Raw genomic sequence first — 17,928 nt, forward strand, 5'->3', positions numbered from 1 at the left:
TCGACGCACCACCGAGTACACTCGCAGCGATCAAAGCGACGATAACAACGTCGGAGAAGTCGTGTTGGCAAATTGGCGCAGTGGTCGAACCTGCCAGGGCAGCATCAAACTTTCTGGCGAATTTGGCCGCACTCTTGGCGAAGGGGAGAACCATGAGCAGTAAGCAAAAAGGACGCAAGACTGTGCCCTGTCTAAAGGTGCACCAGTGGCTCAAGGAATGGGACCGCGTCCAATTCAATGAAAAGGCGCTCCAAAAGAAGCCGAATCCCCATTTCTACTTGTGCTCGCTGAAGGCATCTGACTTGAAGGCCTTGACCGGCGTCTATCGCCGCAGCACGAAGTCTGGGGATTGCGCGCGCAAGACCCAAACGGCAACGAGGGCATGAGGAAGCGCGGTCCGCCACCATCCGGGAATTCGTAAAGTTCGGGTATCCTTGGTGTGAAATGAGTGAGGCAAACCGCACGAGTCCCGACGCGGATGAGCTTCGAAAGCCTGGATGGCTGCCCACGGCCATCCTGGTCAATGTCCTGCCTCCGAATGCCGAGCGACACAAGAAGAAGATCGAGAAGTCCGACCTGGTTGTCGTCGAGGAAGCGGACGGACACTCGCAATTGGTCTTGCCGGAAGGGTTTTCAGAAAAGTGGAATCCGTCATCGATTTATCCTCTCGAGGTTATCGATGGCCAACATCGCTTGTGGGCGTTCGAAGGATTCGATCCAGGTGACGACTATGAACTACCAGTCGTGTTGTTCGCGGGTTTGGATCACAGCTGGCAGGCCTACCTATTCTGGTCTGTAAACATCACGCCGAAGCGAATCAATCGATCGCTCGCATTCGACCTTTATCCGCTGCTGCGCCGCGAAACCTGGCTAGACAAGCTGGCCGGTCATTCGATCTATCGAGAAACCAGATGTCAGGAGCTAGTGGAGTCGCTGTGGCGCCACCCCGAAAGCCCTTGGAAACAACGCATCAACATGTTGGGGGAGAAGTCGTCCGAACTTGCCGGTGCGGCGTTGATGGTGACGCAAGCCGCGTGGATCAGGTCTCTGATGGCGACCTTCGTGAAGCCGTTCGAGAATGGCCCGACGCGAATGGGCGGGCTGTTCGGTGCGCCGAAGGCTTCCAACGAACCGGTGTTGCCCTGGACAAGATCGATGCAAGCGGCCTTTCTGATCTTCAGCGGCATGCTCTTGCAGAATGCAGTCGAGAAGTCGAAAGCGCCTTGGGCGGAGTCTCTACGCAAGGTGAAAGATCCCGAACTGTTCAGTTCCGAAACTGACCAGACCTTCTTCGGACGACACTCATTGCTCACAACCGATCAGGGCATTCGCGGATTCCTGCACGTCTTCAATGACATCTGCTTTGTTCAAGCCGAGGAACTGGAGTTGCACGCCTGGACCGAGGACGAAATCTTCGGATCGGCCAAAGGCAAGAAGAATGCGGCGACGGATGACAGTGCAGTTAGCGGCGCACTCGCGTCTCTCAAGACCACGGCTCTCGCGGCTTTCCTGAAGAAGGCCGCGAATTCACTCGCGGGATATGACTGGCGGACTTCATCCGCACCCGGTCTTACCGAAAGCGCGCGGCTGCGTCAGGCAGTTTTTCGCGGGAGCAGTGGCTACAAGGAAATGCGCGTCCAGCTTCTCAGGCACCTAGAGAAGGATGGCGGAGACGTTGGCGAAGCGGCCAAGGCTGTGCTTGGATCGGTCAACTGAGTCGGGGCAAGAACATGGCGAAAAGACCCGCTCAGCTTGGTGTGAAAGCGAAGAAGACGCTTCGGAACATTTCGAGGGACGCAATTGAGAGCTACTTCGTAGCGCAACGGAGTCCCGTTCGTGGGAAGCGATGGATGCGGCAATCGAATCGATATCGAATTGACTGCACTGAGCGATTTGACGCTGATAACCATGGATCAACAATCAACCGAGGCCATTTGATCGAATACGTCTCGGCGTCTGCGCCTGCACACGTCGTCGACGGATGGTCATTCCTCAGTCGCGGTGTTGACTGCGCGGTGAGAGGCGACACCTATTCGGCACTGCACTTCGGCTATTACGCCGAATTGAGAGCCGCGATGGGTCTTTTGGCGTCAGAGGGAGTCGGAATCTTCAACCAACGGCACCCGGCAATCCTGAAGGACGGGACAGTCACAGTCATTCCCAAGATCAAGATGGAGTCGGGCTACAGATTCGGAGGAACGCACGCCATCGTTTGGCCTTGTCTCGAGCATTGGGCGCAGCAGAAGAGCGCTGAGCGTCTGTTTGACCACATCATTCAGCCCGCTGGAGTTCCACTTTCTCGCTGGATGCATGGGTGTGGGCTGGGCGTTTCATCTGCCGCGGCCTATCGGTGCATGTCGAAATGGGGTGTCGATCTCGCAGCTACGAACGACGATCACTCCAATCGGAACTTGGTCAGTTACCGTCCTTCGTGTTTTCGCAGTCCCGATCGGCTAGCCCCAGCGCAAGTCCTCGATTTCGTGGAAGACCTTTGGCGACTGTTCGAGCCGAGCGCGCAGCGAACGCGCTTCCAAACACTCGAGCAACACCTGCTCAAGCAGATCCTACGCATGTCTGGTGTGACGCCCTCGGCGACAATGATCGAGAGTCTCGGTATTGATCAGGCAGAAGCGATCAACTGGTCTCGTTTTCTGGCCAGCAACGAAACGTTGGTTCCCTTGGATGATTCACAGAAGAAGAGTGACGTTGATGACTCGCGCTGCCATCTTCAGGTCCTCAGCCGCGCGGCTCTCATCCTCTTCCTCGCGTCCGCTTCGACCAGGCGTCACTTGGCGGTCGGTGGCTTCGATTCCAACGCGCTATCGTTTTGGTGGCACCAGTTTGGCGTTCAGCGCGGTCTATGGCCTCTCGGAGGAGAGCCCGACGATTCTCTGGACTTCTGGAGCGAGGTCACCGATTCCCTCGATGAAATTCGAGCTTGGCGCACAAGTCAACCGGCCGATTTCACGCTTCACACGGCGAGCCGAAGCATCGCTACGCCAATGCGATGCCTGGCTGGCTTTGAGATCGGTTCGATCTGGGGACTCTTGCCTTGAAGTACATGGGGTCGAAGCGATGGATGCTGAAGAACGGTCTTGGCGAGTTGATAGATGCCACTGTTCCAACGGCGACTCGATTCGTGGATCTCTTCTCCGGATCGACGGCCGTGGCGCGATTCGTGGCCACGCGACACGCGATTCCAGTGCTGGCCGTTGACCTTCAGGCCTACAGCAGCGTCTTGGCGACAGCGATCATCGGACGAACAAAGCGCCTCGATGCGGACAAGGCGTGGGACACGTGGTTCGATGCAGCGCTGCGAAAGGTTCGCTCTGCTCGAGACACACCAGATGTTTCGAGAGTGACGCGTGAGACTGTTCGCGCTGCTCGACGATGGTGCGAGCTTCGGCGTTCCCGCCCCATCACCGCTGCGTACGGTGGACATTACTTTTCCCCCATCCAAGCACTCTGGATCGATGCGCTTCGAGCGACGCTTCCCTCGAAATCGCCCTACTTCACTGTGGCGTTGGCCGCATTGATTGAATCCGCCAGTCAGTGCGTCGCGGCGCCAGGCCATACCGCGCAACCGTTCCAGCCCACGCGAACTGCAAAGCGCTTCCTGGTCGATGCGTGGAATCGGGACGTGCCGTCCCGAGTGAAGGCGAACTTTGTCCAGCTATGTGAGATTCACGCCAAGCAGCATGGCAGGGCGATTGTGGGCGAAGCGACGAAACTCGCCAACGGACTCCGCAAGGGCGACCTCGTTTTCATAGACCCGCCGTACTCGGGTGTTCACTACAGCCGCTTCTATCACGTACTGGAAACGATCGCGACGGGAGACCGCTGCAAGGCCGAAGGTGTCGGCCGGTATCCGGAGGCGATCCGTCGCCCGAAATCCGAGTTCAGCTTCAAGACCAAATCGAAGGGCGCATTGGACAAGCTACTAGGTAGGGTCGCAATGAAAGGCGCTAGCGCCATCCTCACGTTCCCGGATCACAACTGCTCCAACGGCTTGTCAGGTGACATCGTTCGGAGCGTCGCGAGACAACACTTCGAAGTGCGGGAGAAAGTTGTCTCGAGCAAGTTTAGTACTCTGGGAGGCACATCTGGCCTATCGGCGAGAGGTAGTGAAAGAGCCGCGCGCCAACAAGCCAACGAATTGATTTTGCAACTGTCACCCAAGCGCTCGGCGTAACGCCAGGTTCTTGGATGCCTATTGATCGAAGGTGATCGCAGGCGAGCGGAAATCGTTCGATGGACGAGGGCGGTGACGTGAGGACAAAGCCAATTAAGACGTGAAACCTTTGCGACGAGGGCGTGGCTGTGTTCCTTGCGGGCCAAGGGACTTGCAGATCCAAAGATCGCCTACATGCTGCAACCACCATGGAACCACCAGCCAACCACCACCACAGCGCGAGTTTCGAGCGCATCGCGGGATTCGAATCCATGCCGCTTTCGGAACGCGTCGCGGTGGCCGAACGGCTGGAACGAGCCCGCGCACTGCGCGCCGCGTTGGCGAACGTCGAGTTCCACCCGCAGGACATCAGTGCCTTCAAGCGCGAGCGCCGCGGCTGATTGTGGTCGACAGCGATCGGCGAGTGGCGCTGCGCGCTCGCGCATGCATGCGACCGCGCAATACGCCCGCTGCGAATCGGTTACGCGTCGCGCCGTGCCGCGAGGTCGAAGCCGATCGAGGTCGCGAGTTCGACGAAGCCGGGGAAGGAGGTGGCGACGTTGTCGCAGTCGTCGATGGTGACGGCGGCGCTGGCGATCTGGCCGGCGATGGCGGCGCTCATGGCGATGCGGTGGTCGCCGTGGGCGTGGACATGGCCGCCGGCGAGCGGGCTGCCGCCGTGGATGGTGGCGCCGTCCGGAGTTTCATCGATGCCGGCGCCGAGCGTGCGCAGGACCGTGCTCATGGTCGCCAGCCGGTCGCTTTCCTTGACGCGCAATTCGGCGGCGCCGCGCACCACGGTTGGGCCTGTGGCCGCTGCGGCGGCGACGAACAGTGCCGGGAACTCGTCGATCATGTCCGGCACGCGTTCGATCGGCACCTCGATGCCGTGCAGTGGCGCGTAGCGAACGCGCAGGTCGGCGACGACTTCGCCGCCCTGCACTGCCTCGCGTACGACCGCGATGTCGGCGCCCATCTCGCGCAAAGTGGCGAGCAAGCCGGTGCGACGCGGATTCATGCCGACCGCTTCGAGCAGCAGGTCGGAACCGGGCACGATACTGGCGGCGACCAGGAAAAACGCCGCGGACGAGAAATCCGCCGGAACCTCGACATCGCTGGCCGCGAGCCGCTGCCCGCCGCGCAGCCGCGCATGGCCTGGTGCGTAGTCGATGGCGACGCCGAACTGGCGCAGCATCGACTCGGTGTAGTCACGCGTCGGGTGCGGCTCACGCACCGTGGTCTCGCCCTCAGCGTACAGGCCGGCAAGCAGCAGCGCCGACTTCACCTGCGCCGAGGCCACCGGCAGCGTGTAGTCGATGCCGCGCAGGGCTTGCCCGCCGTGGATGCGCAACGGCGGCAGACCATCGTGCGATTCGATGCGCGCGCCCATGCGTTCCAGCGGCTCAATCACTCGTCGCATCGGCCGCTTGGACAGCGAGGCGTCACCGATCAGCGTCGAGCCAAAGCGCTGGGCAGACAACAGGCCGGCGAGCAGGCGCATCGCGGTGCCGGCATTGCCGCAGTCGAGCGCCGCGTCGCAGCCGCGCAGGCCGTCGATGCCGACGCCATGGACAACGCGTTCGCCAGGACCAAGCGCTTCGATGCGCACGCCGAGCGCACGAAACACCGCCGCCGTCGCCAGCGTGTCCTCGCCTTCCAGAAAACCGCGGATGCGCGACACGCCATCGGCCAGGCTGGCGAACAGGATCGCGCGATGCGATACCGACTTGTCGCCCGGCACGCGAACGCGACCGCGCAGCGGCCCGGCCGCACCGGTGACGAAGCGCAGGCCGCCGCTCATCCCGGCAACACCGCCACCGGATAAGAACCGAGGATGGTCAACTGGTCGGTGACCGGACCGAGTTCGTTCAGCACCTGTTTCAGCTTCGCGTCCTCGACATGGCCTTCGACATCGATGAAGAACGCGTGTTGCCACTTGCGTTGCCGGGTCGGTCGCGACTCGATGCGGGTCATGCTGACGCCGTGGCGCGCGAGCGGTTCGAGCAGATGGTGCAGCGCGCCAGGCTGGTCCTTGGCGATCAGCATCAGCGAGGTCTTGTCCTGGCCGCTCGGCGAGAAGATGTCGCGACCGAGCACGACGAAGCGCGAGGTGTTGTCGGGCCGGTCCTCGATCGGACCGGCCAGCACCTTGAGATCATAGACGCGCGCCGCGCCCTCGCCCGCGATCGCGGCCGCGTCTTCCGACGCCTTGGCGCGACGCGCCGCCTCGGCGTTGCTGGCGACCGCGATGCGCTCGGCCTTGGGTAGGTGCTGGCGCAGCCAGTTGCGCGTCTGCCCAAGCGACTGCGGGTGCGAAAACACGCGCTCGATGCGTGCCAGATCCTCCTGCTTCGCGAGCAGGTACTGGTGGATCGGCAGCTCGACCTCGCCGCAGATCTTGAGCGGCGAGGTCAGGAACATGTCGTGGGTCGGGTGCACGGAACCTTCGGTCGAGTTCTCGACGGGCACTACCCCGAAATCGGCATGCCCAGCCTCGACTTCCTGGAACACCTCCTCGATCGAACCGAGCGGCAGGCCATGGACCGAGTGCCCGAAATGCTTGTGCACCGCCAGTTGCGAAAACGTGCCCTCGGGACCGAGGAAGGCAATCGTCAGCGGTTCCTGCTGCGCCAGGCAAGCGGACATGATCTCGCGGAACAGCCGCACCATCTCCTCGTTCGACAGCGGCCCCTGGTTGCGCTCGATGACCATGCGCAGCACCTGGGCTTCGCGTTCCGGCCGGTAGTAGTCGACCGCCGCGCGCAGCGGTCCCTTGGCCAGCCCGACCTGGCGCGCGAACTGCGCACGCTCGGCGATCAGCTGCTGGATCGCAGTGTCGATCGCGTCGATGCGGCTGCGCACCTCGGCCAGGCTGGGCTTGGGCGACGGGTCGCTCATCCGATCACCCGCACCATCAGCACGCCGTCGATCGCACGCAGCTGCTCGATCACTTCGGGACCGACTTCATTGTCGACATCGACCAGGTTGTAGGCGTGGTCGCCGCGCGAAGCGTTGTGCATCTGCGCGATATTGATGCCGGCTGCACCCAGCGTGGCCGAGAGCTGCCCGATCATGTTCGGCTTGTTGGCATTGGCGACGCAGATGCGCGCCTTGCCGGCACGGTGCATGCGCGTGGTCGGGAAATTGACGCTATTGACGACGTTGCCGTTCTCCAGGAACTCGCGCAGCTGGTCGACCACCATCAGCGCGCAATTCTCCTCGGCCTCGGCGGTCGAGGCTCCGAGGTGCGGCAGGCCGATCACGCGCGGATTGCCCCGGTAGTCCGGCTTCGGGAAGTCGGTGACATAGCGACCGATGCGGCCGTCGGCGAGACCGGCCTGGATGGCGTCATGGGCGACGATGCCGTCGCGCGAGAAGTTGAGCAACACCACACCGGGCTTGACCACGTCGAGCGATGCCAGCGCAAACGAGCCGCGGGTCGCGTCGTTCAACGGCACATGGAAGCTGATGAAGTCGGAACCGGCATAGACCTCGTTCATGCTGCCGGCCTTGATCACGTCGGACGACAAGGCCCACGCGCCCTCGACGGTCATGTGCGGATCGAAACCGATCACGCGCATGCCGAGCGCGCGCGCCGCGTTGGCCACGCGCACGCCGATCGCGCCGAGGCCGATCACGCCGAGCGTGCGCCCGATCAACTCGCCGCCAACGAAGCGCTTCTTCTCCTTCTCCATCAGTTCCTCGCCGCCTTCCGCCGGCAAGGTTGCCGTGAACGCCAGCGCGTCAGCGATGTTGCGCGCCGACAGCAGCATGCCGGCGATCACCAGCTCCTTGACCGCGTTGGCATTGGCTCCGGGCGCGTTGAACACCGGCACGCCACGCTTGGACATGGCCGTCACCGGGATGTTGTTGGTGCCGGCACCGGCGCGCGCGATGGCCAGCACCGAGTCGGGGATGTCGAGCGCATGCATGTCGGCGGAACGCAGCAGCACGGCGTCGGCATCGGCCAGCGCGTCGACGACGCGGTAGCGCTCCGCGGGCAGGCGCTTCAGGCCGTTCTGGGAAATGTTGTTCAGGGTGGCGATGCGGAACATGGGCAACCTCAACCGTGGCGCTGCGCGAAGTCGCGCATGAAGGCAATCAATGCATCGACGCCGGCCATCGGCATCGCGTTGTAGATGCTGGCGCGCATGCCGCCGACCGAGCGGTGGCCCTTGAGCGCCATCAGACCAGCGGCCTCGCTCTGCTTCAGGAAGGCATCGTCGAGCGCCTCGTCGGCGAGGCGGAACGGCACGTTCATGCGCGAGCGCGCCGTTTTCTCGATCGGGTTGCTGTAGAAGCCGGACGCATCGATGTAGTCGTACAGACGGCGCGCCTTCTCGTCATTGCGCCGCTCCATCTCCGCGAGCCCGCCCTCACGCTGGAGCCACTGGAAGGTGAGTCCGGCCAGGTACCAGCCGAAGGTGTTCGGCGTGTTCAGCATCGAACCTTCCTTGGCATGCGCGGCGTAGTTGAAGATGCCGGCGATGCTCGCGGGACATCGCGCGAGCAGGTCCTCGCGCACGATCAGCACGACCAGGCCCGAGGCACCGATGTTCTTCTGCGCGCCGGCGTAGATCACGCCGAAACGCGACACGTCGACCGGCTTCGACAGGATGTTCGAGGACATGTCCGCGACCAGCGGCACGCTGCCCGTCTCCGGTACCTCATGGATCTCGACGCCCTGGATGGTTTCGTTCGGCGTGATGTGCAGGTAGGCAGCGTTGGGGTCGAGCTGCCAGTGTTCGCGCGGTGGGAGCTTGAAGAAATTGTCCTCCTCGGAAGAAGCCGCCACGCGCACATTGGTGTAGGGCTTGGCTTCCTTCGCTGCCTTCTGTCCCCACTGGCCGGTGACGATGTAGTCGGCGCTGGCGCCGGCGGCGAAGTTCATCGGAATCTGCGCAAAGTGCTGGGTGGCGCCGCCCTGCAGGAACAGCACCTTGTAGTTCGACGGGATCGCCATCAGCGCGCGCAGGTCGGCCTCGGCCTGTTCCGCCAGCGCGATGAAGTGCTTGCCGCGATGACTGATCTCCATCACAGACGCGCGCGCGCTCGACCACTCCAGCATCTCGTCGCGCGCCTGGGTCAGGACAGGTTCCGGAATCGCTCCGGGGCCGGAAGAAAAATTGAATGCGCGGCTCACAAACACTCCTTTGCGCTCCGCTTCGACACGGAACGACTTGCGATGGGGAACCCGGAGCGGACCGCGCGCGGAGAACAGCACGTGCACGGCCGCAGACCACCCGAACCTACCAGCGAAGCTTGGGGCAGGAAACCGAGCCGGGACGTTGACAACGTATGCACGGGGCACTGTCAGGATTTCGGCATGGTTCGGGTCTCATGACCCGGAGGTAAGCCGATGCGAAGTCGTCTGTTCGACCCGATCCTGTCTTCCGACATCACCCCGGAGACCGTGTATCTGCAACGCCGTGAGCTGATCCGCGCCGCAGCGGCCGGCGTGGCCCTCGCTCTTGCCGGTTGCGAACGTCCTGCCGAAGCGATGAACGCAACGCCCCCCGCGCCAGCGCCGAAGCCGGAAATCCCGGGGCTGCGGCGCTGGCCGGAGAGCACGAGTGAGGCGCGCACCAGCTACCGCGACCTGACCCAATACAACAATTTCTACGAGTTCGGCACCGACAAGTCGGACCCGGCCAAGCATTCAGGTCGCTTCCGGCCGCGACCGTGGAGCGTGGAGATCGCCGGCGCCGCCGAAATCACCGGGCGCTTCGATCTCGACGACCTGCTCAAGGGCATCGCACTGGAGGAGCGCATCTATCGCCTGCGCTGCGTGGAAGCGTGGTCGATGGTGGTTCCCTGGAACGGCTTTCCGCTCTCGACCCTGTTGCAGCGATTCAAGCCCACCTCGCGGGCCAAGTACGTCGCCTTCACCACCGTCGAACGCCCGCAACAGATGCCGGGACAGCGTCGAAACACGCTCGACTGGCCCTATCGCGAGGGGCTGCGCATTGACGAGGCGATGCACCCGCTCACCCTGCTTGCGGTTGGCATCTACGGCCGCTGGCTTCCCAACCAGAACGGCGCGCCGCTGCGTCTGGTGGTGCCGTGGAAGTACGGCTTCAAGAGCACCAAGTCGATCGTGCGCATCGAGTTCACCGAGACCCAGCCCTACACCAGCTGGAGCGACATGGCAGCGGACGAATACGGCTTCTACGCAAACGTCAACCCGGCGGTCGATCATCCGCGCTGGAGCCAGGCTTCGGAGCGGCGCATCGCCGAGGGCGCGTCGATCTTCAAGGCACGCATCGCGACCCTGCCCTTCAACGGCTATGCCGAGCAGGTCGCATCGCTGTACGCCGGCATGGACCCGACGACACTGTACTGACGATGCCGATCGCATTCGCGAAGCTTGCGCTGTTCGTGCTGTGCCTGCTGCCCGCAGTGTTGCTGACCTGGCAAGTGCTGCTTGGCGATCCGGGGCCAGACCCGGTGGAACGCATCGTGCACGAAACCGGAGCGTGGACCTTGCGCCTGCTGCTGCTCACGCTCGCGGTGACGCCATTGCGCCGGGTCAGCGGCTGGAACGGGTTGATCCGCTTCCGGCGCATGCTCGGGCTGTACGCGTTCTTCTATGCCAGCCTGCATTTTGCGAGCTATCTGCTGCTCGACCTCGGCGCGTTCTGGTCGCAACTGCTCACCGACGTCGTCAAACGCCCGTACATCACCGTCGGCTTCAGCGCCTGGCTGCTGCTGGTGCCGCTCGCTTTCACCTCGACCAACGCGATGATGCGCCGCCTCGGCCGCCACTGGCAGCAACTGCACCGGCTCAGCTACCTGATCGCGCTGCTTGGGGTGCTGCACTTTCTTTGGCTTGTCAAGGCCGACCTGCGCGAGCCCTTGCTATACGCCACCCTGTTCGTGGTGTTGATGCTGGCGCGCTGGCGCCCGCGTCGCCTCAACGACCGAAGCTGAACAGCGCCACGACACCAATCGCGATCAAGGCCCCGACCAGCACCAGCAGCCACGGGCTGCCCGACTTCGCGTCGACAGTTTCGGGCGACCCGGTAGGCGCGGTCGGCTGCGCAGTTACCGGACGCAGCGTGTGCAGGGTCTGGGTGATCTCAACCGGCGCCTTGGCACCGCCGATTTCCTGAACATCCATGCCGAGCGGACGCGTCGGCGTCCCGGGCGCCTCGATTAGAAAACGGTTGCGATCGAACGCCAACTGATCGCCGGTGAACAGCACCGCGTCACGCACCTGCACGCCGTTCACGAAAGTGCCATTCGCGGAGCCGAGATCCCTCAACCAGATTCCGCCCGGCGTCACCTCGACCATGGCGTGCCGTCGCGACATCTCGGCCTCGTCGAGCACCAGATCGCAGTCGCTGCCGCGGCCGATGGCAAGCCTTCCGGAAATCGGAATGACTTTGCCGAAGTAGGGACCGGAAACGCCACGAAGCACTGCTTTCGGCGGCGCCATGCGATAACGGGTTTCGTTGTTGGTTTCGGACATGGGCTCTTCAGGCGTGCTTTTCGGTGGCACGCGGCTGGTGATGTAAGTGTCACTGTCGGGTTTTACCGCGATCAGCACGTTGCCGATGCTGATCAGGTCGCCGACGCGCACGATGGCCTTCTCGCGGACCGGGCGCGCGTTCAGGTGCGTGCCACCGACGCCTTCGCGCACGATCAGCACCAGGCCGCGCCGATCATGCAGCAGCGACGCATGGATCGGCTGCACGCCCTCGCCTTTCAGCGCTACCAGATTGGAGGCAGCCGAGCCCAACGAAGTCTCACCTTCGCGAAGCAGCACATCCGTTAGCTCACCGTGCGGAAAATGGAGCCGCATACACCGCCGTATCCGTCGACTTCAGGAAATGTAGCACAGGGTTGTGCCTGCTCTCGCGCAGCCCTGGGAGAGGTCACCGAGGCTGCGAGCGGCGCCCACGCTCACGCCCGCAACTGCGCGAGCGCCGCACCCAGCTCGGCCACGCTCTGGAATCGATCCTCGGCGCGGCGCTGGATCGAACGCAAGATCAAGGCTTCGAGCCCGGCCGGAATCTCCGGCCAGTACTCCGAAGGCCGCGTCGGCGCCTGTTGCATTTGCGCCATGTAGATCTCCATGGTGTTGCTGCCGGTGAAGGGCAGCTTGCCGCAGAACATCTCGCACAACAGCACGCCGCAGGCATAGAGATCGGCACGATGGTCAACCTCGTCCCCGGCCAGCTGCTCGGGCGCCGCGTAGTGCGGGGTGCCGACGAACATGCCCTGCTGGGTGTGGCCCGGCTCGGTGCGACGGATCGGCCGGGCGATACCGAAGTCCATCAGCTTGGCATTGCCACTGGCTTCGAGGATCAGGTTCTCGGGCTTGATGTCGCGATGCAGGACACCGACCTCGTGCGCTGCACCGAGGCCCGCGCACAGCTGCTTGGCGATGCGCAGTCCAGCCGAATACGGAATGCGCCCGGCCTGCTTGATCAGATAGCGCAAGGTCATGCCGCGCACATACTCCATCGAGATATAGGGGTGCCCGCCGGAGTCGCCGAAATCGAAGGTGCGCAGCACGTTGGGATGGGTGATCTTGCGCGCCAGCTTGATTTCGCTCTTCAGTCGTTCCAGCTGTTCGCCATCCATCAGGCCGGCGCCGCGCAGCATCTTGATCGCAACGATGTCGTCGAGTTCGAGGTCGCGGGCCTTGTAGACCACGCCCATGCCGCCGGCGCCGAGTTCGGAAAGGATTTCGTAACGCTCGGCGAACACGCTGCCGATGGCTACCGCCTGGGTCGATGCGCGCTGAGCCGTGACCAGCGAAGCTGCGGGCGTGATCACGGTTGCCGAATCGACCGCAGCTGCTGCCGACTGCGTCAGGCCTGGCAACGCATCCAGCGCGGTGAGTTCCAGCACCGGAAAATTTCGCCCACTGACCAAGCCGGTGCCGGCTCGCACGTCCTGACCGCTTGCCTGCTTCACCTGTTCGAGCATGGGCTTGGCGACCAGGACCTGACCTTCGTTCGCCTCGGATAGCAGCCGGTCCATCTGGTACATGGTCCCGCCCGCGGCGACGGGGACCGAGCCTCCTCCCATCGGCAGCAGGCCCTCGACGACATCGCCCTCGTGCAGCGCGAATGCGAGCGACGCCGACAGCGAATCCGGCAAGGCCGAATCGCGGCGCAGGAAGCGAGCGCCACCCAGGGCACGCGACAGCGGTTCAGCACCAGCAAGTCCGAGCACCGCGCGCACGCCATTGAACGCCAGCACGTGCGCCGAAGCACGTCGGGCGAGATCATCCACCGCTGCGGCGAACTGTTCGACGGCATTGCCGATGCGTTCCACCTGATCGCGCGCCACCGGCTTGGCCAGTGCCCGGCAGTCGACACCGAGCAGCACGCGTGTCGCCAGATCGGGGGCTCGCTTCGCTGGTGCAGGATTGCTGCTGCGCGCTTCGCCCGCCCCCGAGGCCTTTTCGCTGGACGTGTCCGGGAGGAATCGCGAGAGATTGGTCACGTAGCCTTCGATATCGGATTTTTCGCGCAGATCCGACAGCAGCCGCTCGAACGCCCGCGACAGCCGCGCCAGTTCATCGTTGCCGGCGATCGCAAGTCGGGTCTGGTAGTGCCCGTCGGCCGCCGACTCCGCAGCCACCGCCAGCGTTCCGACCGGGCGCAGCAACACGCGCGCCAGCAGGTAGGACAAGGGCAGCGCCGCGAGCAGCGAACCGATACCGGTGGCCAGCACCAGATTCAGTATCCGCTGGAAACCGGCGTAGGCGCGATCACGCGAGGTGAGCGACACGGTTGCCCCCAGCGCTCCGCCGGCGTCGGGCTCGACCGGACCGATGCGCCCGATCCAGTCGCGACTGCCAAGCCGCAGGTCGACGCGTTCCAGCGGGCTGGCTTCGGCGATGGCACTGCGCAGATCGGCACGCGTTCCGAGCACTGCCATCAGCGCTTCGGCCGTATCCACGTCGAGACTGCTGGCGCTGAGCACCGACTGGTCGCTGTCAACGAACACGTAAGCGACATCGGCACCGCTGACCTTGCTGATCTCCTCGGCCAGGTCGGCATCCACTGCCTCGCCCAGCGCCAGGAATCCGAGCAGATCATCGCCGCGCAGGATCGGCATCACCGCGGCCTGAAACAGGGTGTTTTGCTGCCGCCACAGGCCCGAAATCGGCGAAGCCTCGCTGATCGCCGACGCCAGGAAGACATCGCCCGACAGGTTCTGCTTCAGCGCCGCCTCCTCGTCGGTGCGCGCCAGCACTTCGCCATTCGCATCCAGGAAGATGCCGAGATCGAACCCGTACTGGTCGCGTCGTTCTGCCAGCAGGTCGAGCAAGGACGAGGTGCCGCCGCCGACATCGCCCAAGCCGAGTTCGATGTCGGTCGAACTCTCGAAGTACTGTACGATGGCCGGGTCCTGGGCGATCAGCTGGACCAGATTCTGGACCTGTTGCAACTGCGCGCGCTTGGAATGGGTCTGCGCCAGCGAACTGGTGTCCAGCGCGCGCTGCACGCTGTCCTCGGCGATCTTGCGCCCCTGCACGTAGGTGATCGCCACCGCCGCACCCACGGCCAGGGTGATCAGCGCGGCGCAGACCAGAAAGATCTGCGCCCCGAGCGGAAGCCGGAACTTGCGCGGCTCAGTAGCGACCATTGCGCTTCTTCACGTAGGGCTTGCCGAATTTGTTCGAATGCTCGGGCACCCGCCGCTTGTTCAGATCGAGCTTCAATTCGATGCGGCTGCCCACGCCCACTGCGAGCTGCTGGCGCAACGGAGCGCCGCGGTCATGGAACACGACCAGCTCACCCTCGCCCGCCGGCAAGCCGTCGAGCCGGAAGCGGCCGCTGGCATCGGCGCGGGTGTGAAACGGCGTGTCGAGCACCAGCACGAAGCCGAACATCGAGTGGTGCACGTTGCAATACACCCGCACCAGGCCAGCCTTGGAGAACATCTGCGTACGTCCTTCACCGCGGCTGTATTGTCCGGTATCGAAGGCATTCTCCGGCGAGGTCGAGAAGGCGTTGTGAAGGATCGGATCCTCGTTCGGGAAGCGCACCGAGTCGCCTACGGTGATCGCCAGCACCCGCGGCACGAACTGCTTGCGCCGCGTCGACATGACCGCGGGCTCGCCGGCCGGTTTCACCGGCACCGGCGTCGCCGGTCGAAAGTAGATGATCGCTTCAGCCGCCTCGGACTCGCGCAATGGCTTGCCGTTCGCGAACAGGCGCAAGGTGCCAGAGAGATCCGCCGCAGAAACCTCGGCAGCGCACAGCACGAGCATCGACAGGAGGCGCAGGTGTTTCACAATTTTCCCCCGGATCATGGGCTTCTGGCATGATCTTAGCGCACTACCTCACCGGCAACAGCGACTTTCGACGGGGCCCCGCATGGCGACAATCTCGATTTCCCGCAAGCACAAGAAGTCCGCGACCGAGGCCCGCGCCGCGGTCGATCGCGTCGCCAAGGGCATCGCCAAGAAGTTCTCGGTGAGCCACGAGTGGGAAGGCAACACGTTGCACTTCTCGCGTCCCGGCGTCGATGGCCACATCGCGCTCGGCAAGGGCAGCGTCACCGTGGAGGCCACGCTCGGCTTTCTGCTGATGGTGATCAAGAGCTCGGTCGAAGACGAGATCGAACGCTACCTCGACCAGGAATTCGGCTGAGGCTCAGGCTTTGAGTTGGAACCCGAACGGGTCCGGGTGTGCGTCCAGCAAACGCGTCATGGCGCGGGTTTCACCGGCGGTGATGGTGCCGAGGAACTCGTGTGCCGGGCCCATTGCGCGGAAAGCGGTGAATCCGCGTTCGAGAAAGGTCTGCAGCTCACCGAAGCCGGCACCGCGCGCCGGTCCGCGCGCCAACTTGAGCACGCCGAGGATGAAGGGCTTGCGCACGATCGCCTCCAACTCGCGGCCGACATTGCCGATCAGGGCGATCTGGCGCTGGCGCTGGCGCGCATCGGCACTGGCGCGATAGGCGCGGGCATAGGCATCGACGTCGATTTCCCCGCGCGGCAAGTGCGCGACCAGATCGAGATCGCAGCGCACCGAGATCAGGTCCAGCTCGAGCGCGTCGGCGAGCGAGCCGAGCACGCCGTTCGGCAACCAGCGCAGCATCGTCGGCAGCACCCGCGCCAGGTCGCGGTCGCGCCAGCTCACGTCCTCGGTAGCGTACAGATCGCTCAGGAAAAATTCGGCGGCGCGCCCGTAACGCGGGTGCATGCGCAAGGCGTCGAAGCTTCGCGCCAGGCGCTGTGACTGCCAGCGACGCAACCGCGGCAACTGCGGCTCGCGATTGCGCGGCTCGTGCTGCGGATGGCGGGCACGGTGCAGTTCATGCAGCAGGCCTTGCAGGCGTTCGGCGATCTCGGTCATGGCGTGCAGACTTTCCCCGGCTGTAAACGATGGTCGTGACAGGCGACCGTGACTGGAACGGCTCGGCTAGAATCGAACGGTTACGCACCTGAGATGGAACCTGCATGCTGATTGTTCAAGCATCCGCGCGACCGCTGCGCAAACGCTCTCGCCCGCGCATCGGCCTTGCGGTCGCCGGCGGCGGACCGATTGGTGGCATGTACGAGCTTGGTGCGCTGCGCGCAATGGACGAAGCGCTCGACGGCCTCGACATGACGAATTTTGACGTCTACGTCGGCGTCAGCTCAGGGGCCTTCCTCGCGTCGGGACTGGCGAATCGCCTCGACACCGCCGAGATGTGCCGCATTTTCCTGACCGACATCACCGACCAGGAGCGCTTCCGGCCCGAGATCTTCCTGCGCCCGGCCTTCGGCGAATACGCCAAGCGCCTCGCAGCCATCCCGCGCACGCTGTTCGGCTGGCTGGGCGATCTCGCCACGCACCCGCTCGAGACCAATTTTACCGATGTCTTCGGTCGCCTCGGCGCATTGATCCCGACCGGACTGTTCGACAACAACGAGATCGAGAGTTTCCTGCGCAAGCTGTTCGAGACGCACGGGCGTACCAACGATTTCCGCGAACTGGCGCGCAAACTCTACGTCATCGGGGTCGAACTCGATACCGGCGCCACCGTGCGTTTCGGCGCGCCCGGGCTCGACCATATCCCGATCTCGCGCGCGATCCAGGCCAGTTCCGCGCTGCCCGGGTTGTATCCGCCAGTCGAAATCGAGGGAAAATTCTACGTCGACGGCGCCCTGCGCCGCACCCTGCACGCATCAGTGGCGCTGGAAGCCGGTGCCGAACTGGTGCTGGGCATCAACCCGCTGGTGCCGTTCGACGCCGCGCTCGCCACCCGCAACCTGCACAAGGCGCCCGAAAGCCTCACCGAAAACGGGCTGCCGGCGGTGCTGTCGCAGACCTTTCGCACCATGCTCAAGTCGCGCATGCAGGTCGGCCTGGACAAGTACCAGAAGCAGTTCGAACGCGCCGACCTGATGGTGTTCGAGCCGAGCCCGGACGACGTCGAAATGTTCTTCACCAACCCGTTCAGCTACACCATGCGCCAGCGCGTCGCCGAACATGCCTACCGAGCGACGCTGGACGACCTCGCCTCGCGCTACGACGAGGTGGCGCCGATCTTCGCGCGTCACGGCATCACCCTGCGCCGCGACGTCATCGACGATCCCGCTCGCAACCTGATGGATGGCCTCGGTCGGCGGCCGCGGCGCACCGATGTCACCGCGCGCCTGCGCCATGCGCTCGACGATCTCGATCGCGCCATTGTCGAGCGCAAGCGCCGCTGAGCGCCGCGAGCGACGCGGCTGCATAGTGTGATTATTCTAGGCTGCGTGCAGATGATCCTGCGCACTGAACCAGCGTCTCGCTGGTCAA

Annotated in this window: 17 protein-coding genes; 9 read left to right on the plus strand and 8 right to left on the minus strand. The window is 63.9% G+C overall.

The window, feature by feature from the left end; genetic code table 11:
* Nucleotides 1-152: 152 nt before the first annotated feature.
* From IPG63_17135 to IPG63_17155, 5 genes are all read left to right on the plus strand, one after another.
* Nucleotides 153-386: a hypothetical protein gene (locus tag IPG63_17135; GenBank protein ID MBK6728912.1), complete on the plus strand. Its 234-nt coding sequence runs from the start codon at nucleotides 153-155 to the stop codon at nucleotides 384-386.
* Nucleotides 387-444: 58 nt separating this feature from the next.
* Entirely contained in the window at nucleotides 445-1,716 is a 1,272-nt protein-coding gene (locus tag IPG63_17140; GenBank protein MBK6728913.1) for a hypothetical protein, read from the plus strand.
* A gap of 218 nt (nucleotides 1,717-1,934) precedes the next feature.
* Nucleotides 1,935-3,056 carry a hypothetical protein gene (locus IPG63_17145; GenBank protein ID MBK6728914.1) on the plus strand — a complete coding sequence of 374 codons (1,122 nt, stop codon included), beginning with the start codon at nucleotides 1,935-1,937 and terminating at the stop codon, nucleotides 3,054-3,056.
* Nucleotides 3,057-3,079: 23 nt separating this feature from the next.
* Complete coding sequence (locus tag IPG63_17150; protein ID MBK6728915.1) at nucleotides 3,080-4,192, plus strand: DNA adenine methylase; 1,113 nt, start codon at nucleotides 3,080-3,082, stop codon at nucleotides 4,190-4,192.
* A gap of 188 nt (nucleotides 4,193-4,380) precedes the next feature.
* Nucleotides 4,381-4,572 (plus strand): hypothetical protein, encoded by a 192-nt coding sequence (locus tag IPG63_17155; GenBank protein MBK6728916.1) that lies wholly within the window; start codon nucleotides 4,381-4,383, stop codon nucleotides 4,570-4,572.
* An 80-nt stretch (nucleotides 4,573-4,652) separates the two neighbouring features.
* Here IPG63_17155 and aroA read toward each other — a convergent pair whose 3' ends face one another.
* The 4 genes from aroA to serC are packed head-to-tail and all read right to left on the minus strand — an operon-like array spanning nucleotide 4,653 to nucleotide 9,314.
* On the minus strand, nucleotides 4,653-5,972 hold the full coding sequence (gene aroA / locus IPG63_17160) for a 3-phosphoshikimate 1-carboxyvinyltransferase (GenBank protein ID MBK6728917.1): 1,320 nt from the start codon (nucleotides 5,970-5,972) through the stop codon (nucleotides 4,653-4,655).
* Nucleotides 5,969-7,069 (minus strand): prephenate dehydratase, encoded by a 1,101-nt coding sequence (gene pheA / locus IPG63_17165; GenBank protein ID MBK6728918.1) that lies wholly within the window; start codon nucleotides 7,067-7,069, stop codon nucleotides 5,969-5,971. Before pheA ends, aroA begins: the two co-directional genes overlap by 4 nt.
* The gene (locus IPG63_17170) at nucleotides 7,066-8,226 is read right to left on the minus strand and encodes a phosphoglycerate dehydrogenase (GenBank protein ID MBK6728919.1); all 1,161 of its coding nucleotides are present in this window, start codon (nucleotides 8,224-8,226) and stop codon (nucleotides 7,066-7,068) included. Before IPG63_17170 ends, pheA begins: the two co-directional genes overlap by 4 nt.
* Before the next feature lie 8 nt (nucleotides 8,227-8,234).
* A complete protein-coding gene (gene serC / locus IPG63_17175) occupies nucleotides 8,235-9,314 on the minus strand; it encodes a 3-phosphoserine/phosphohydroxythreonine transaminase (GenBank protein MBK6728920.1) in 1,080 nt (359 codons plus the stop codon).
* A 216-nt stretch (nucleotides 9,315-9,530) separates the two neighbouring features.
* Between serC and msrP the strand changes: the two genes are divergently transcribed.
* Both msrP and IPG63_17185 read left to right on the plus strand, forming a co-directional pair.
* On the plus strand, nucleotides 9,531-10,514 hold the full coding sequence (msrP, locus tag IPG63_17180) for a protein-methionine-sulfoxide reductase catalytic subunit MsrP (GenBank protein MBK6728921.1): 984 nt from the start codon (nucleotides 9,531-9,533) through the stop codon (nucleotides 10,512-10,514).
* 2 nt (nucleotides 10,515-10,516) lie between these two features.
* Nucleotides 10,517-11,101: a sulfoxide reductase heme-binding subunit YedZ gene (locus tag IPG63_17185; GenBank protein ID MBK6728922.1), complete on the plus strand. Its 585-nt coding sequence runs from the start codon at nucleotides 10,517-10,519 to the stop codon at nucleotides 11,099-11,101.
* Here the strand turns inward: IPG63_17185 and IPG63_17190 are convergent.
* From IPG63_17190 to IPG63_17200, 3 genes are all read right to left on the minus strand, one after another.
* On the minus strand, nucleotides 11,085-11,912 hold the full coding sequence (locus IPG63_17190) for an FHA domain-containing protein (GenBank protein ID MBK6728923.1): 828 nt from the start codon (nucleotides 11,910-11,912) through the stop codon (nucleotides 11,085-11,087). The two genes, IPG63_17185 and IPG63_17190, sit on opposite strands and share 17 nt — an antisense overlap.
* Nucleotides 11,913-12,076: 164 nt before the next feature.
* Nucleotides 12,077-14,779, minus strand: a complete 2,703-nt coding sequence (locus tag IPG63_17195) for a protein kinase (protein MBK6728924.1) — start codon at nucleotides 14,777-14,779, stop codon at nucleotides 12,077-12,079.
* A complete protein-coding gene (locus IPG63_17200) occupies nucleotides 14,766-15,431 on the minus strand; it encodes a hypothetical protein (GenBank protein MBK6728925.1) in 666 nt (221 codons plus the stop codon). The genes IPG63_17195 and IPG63_17200 overlap by 14 nt, the downstream gene beginning before the upstream one ends.
* Nucleotides 15,432-15,513: 82 nt before the next feature.
* Between IPG63_17200 and IPG63_17205 the strand changes: the two genes are divergently transcribed.
* Entirely contained in the window at nucleotides 15,514-15,789 is a 276-nt protein-coding gene (locus IPG63_17205) for a polyhydroxyalkanoic acid system family protein (GenBank protein ID MBK6728926.1), read from the plus strand.
* Between the two features lie 3 nt (nucleotides 15,790-15,792).
* On the opposite strand, the gene IPG63_17210 is transcribed toward IPG63_17205, so the two are convergent.
* Nucleotides 15,793-16,497, minus strand: a complete 705-nt coding sequence (locus IPG63_17210) for a hypothetical protein (GenBank protein MBK6728927.1) — start codon at nucleotides 16,495-16,497, stop codon at nucleotides 15,793-15,795.
* A 104-nt stretch (nucleotides 16,498-16,601) separates the two neighbouring features.
* Here IPG63_17210 and IPG63_17215 point away from each other — a divergent pair, with 104 nt between their 5' ends.
* The gene (locus IPG63_17215) at nucleotides 16,602-17,840 is read left to right on the plus strand and encodes a patatin-like phospholipase family protein (protein ID MBK6728928.1); all 1,239 of its coding nucleotides are present in this window, start codon (nucleotides 16,602-16,604) and stop codon (nucleotides 17,838-17,840) included.
* Nucleotides 17,841-17,928 lie beyond the last annotated feature (88 nt).

This window comes from Lysobacterales bacterium (assembly GCA_016703225.1).
Taxonomy (GTDB): domain Bacteria; phylum Pseudomonadota; class Gammaproteobacteria; order Xanthomonadales; family Ahniellaceae; genus JADKHK01.

Bases quoted from the DNA above. Each gene is read 5' to 3' on its own strand.
- IPG63_17155 (MBK6728916.1), top strand. From the start codon at position 4,381: ATGGAACCACCAGCCAACCACCACCACAGCGCGAGTTTCGAGCGCATC.
- IPG63_17150 (MBK6728915.1), top strand. From the start codon at position 3,080: ATGCTGAAGAACGGTCTTGGCGAGTTGATAGATGCCACTGTTCCAACG.
- IPG63_17170 (MBK6728919.1), bottom strand. From the start codon at position 8,226: ATGTTCCGCATCGCCACCCTGAACAACATTTCCCAGAACGGCCTGAAG.
- IPG63_17140 (MBK6728913.1), top strand. From the start codon at position 445: ATGAGTGAGGCAAACCGCACGAGTCCCGACGCGGATGAGCTTCGAAAG.
- aroA (MBK6728917.1), bottom strand. From the start codon at position 5,972: ATGAGCGGCGGCCTGCGCTTCGTCACCGGTGCGGCCGGGCCGCTGCGC.
- IPG63_17210 (MBK6728927.1), bottom strand. From the start codon at position 16,497: ATGACCGAGATCGCCGAACGCCTGCAAGGCCTGCTGCATGAACTGCAC.
- IPG63_17205 (MBK6728926.1), top strand. From the start codon at position 15,514: ATGGCGACAATCTCGATTTCCCGCAAGCACAAGAAGTCCGCGACCGAG.
- IPG63_17195 (MBK6728924.1), bottom strand. From the start codon at position 14,779: ATGGTCGCTACTGAGCCGCGCAAGTTCCGGCTTCCGCTCGGGGCGCAG.
- IPG63_17185 (MBK6728922.1), top strand. From the start codon at position 10,517: ATGCCGATCGCATTCGCGAAGCTTGCGCTGTTCGTGCTGTGCCTGCTG.
- msrP (MBK6728921.1), top strand. From the start codon at position 9,531: ATGCGAAGTCGTCTGTTCGACCCGATCCTGTCTTCCGACATCACCCCG.
- IPG63_17135 (MBK6728912.1), top strand. From the start codon at position 153: ATGAGCAGTAAGCAAAAAGGACGCAAGACTGTGCCCTGTCTAAAGGTG.
- IPG63_17215 (MBK6728928.1), top strand. From the start codon at position 16,602: ATGCTGATTGTTCAAGCATCCGCGCGACCGCTGCGCAAACGCTCTCGC.
- pheA (MBK6728918.1), bottom strand. From the start codon at position 7,069: ATGAGCGACCCGTCGCCCAAGCCCAGCCTGGCCGAGGTGCGCAGCCGC.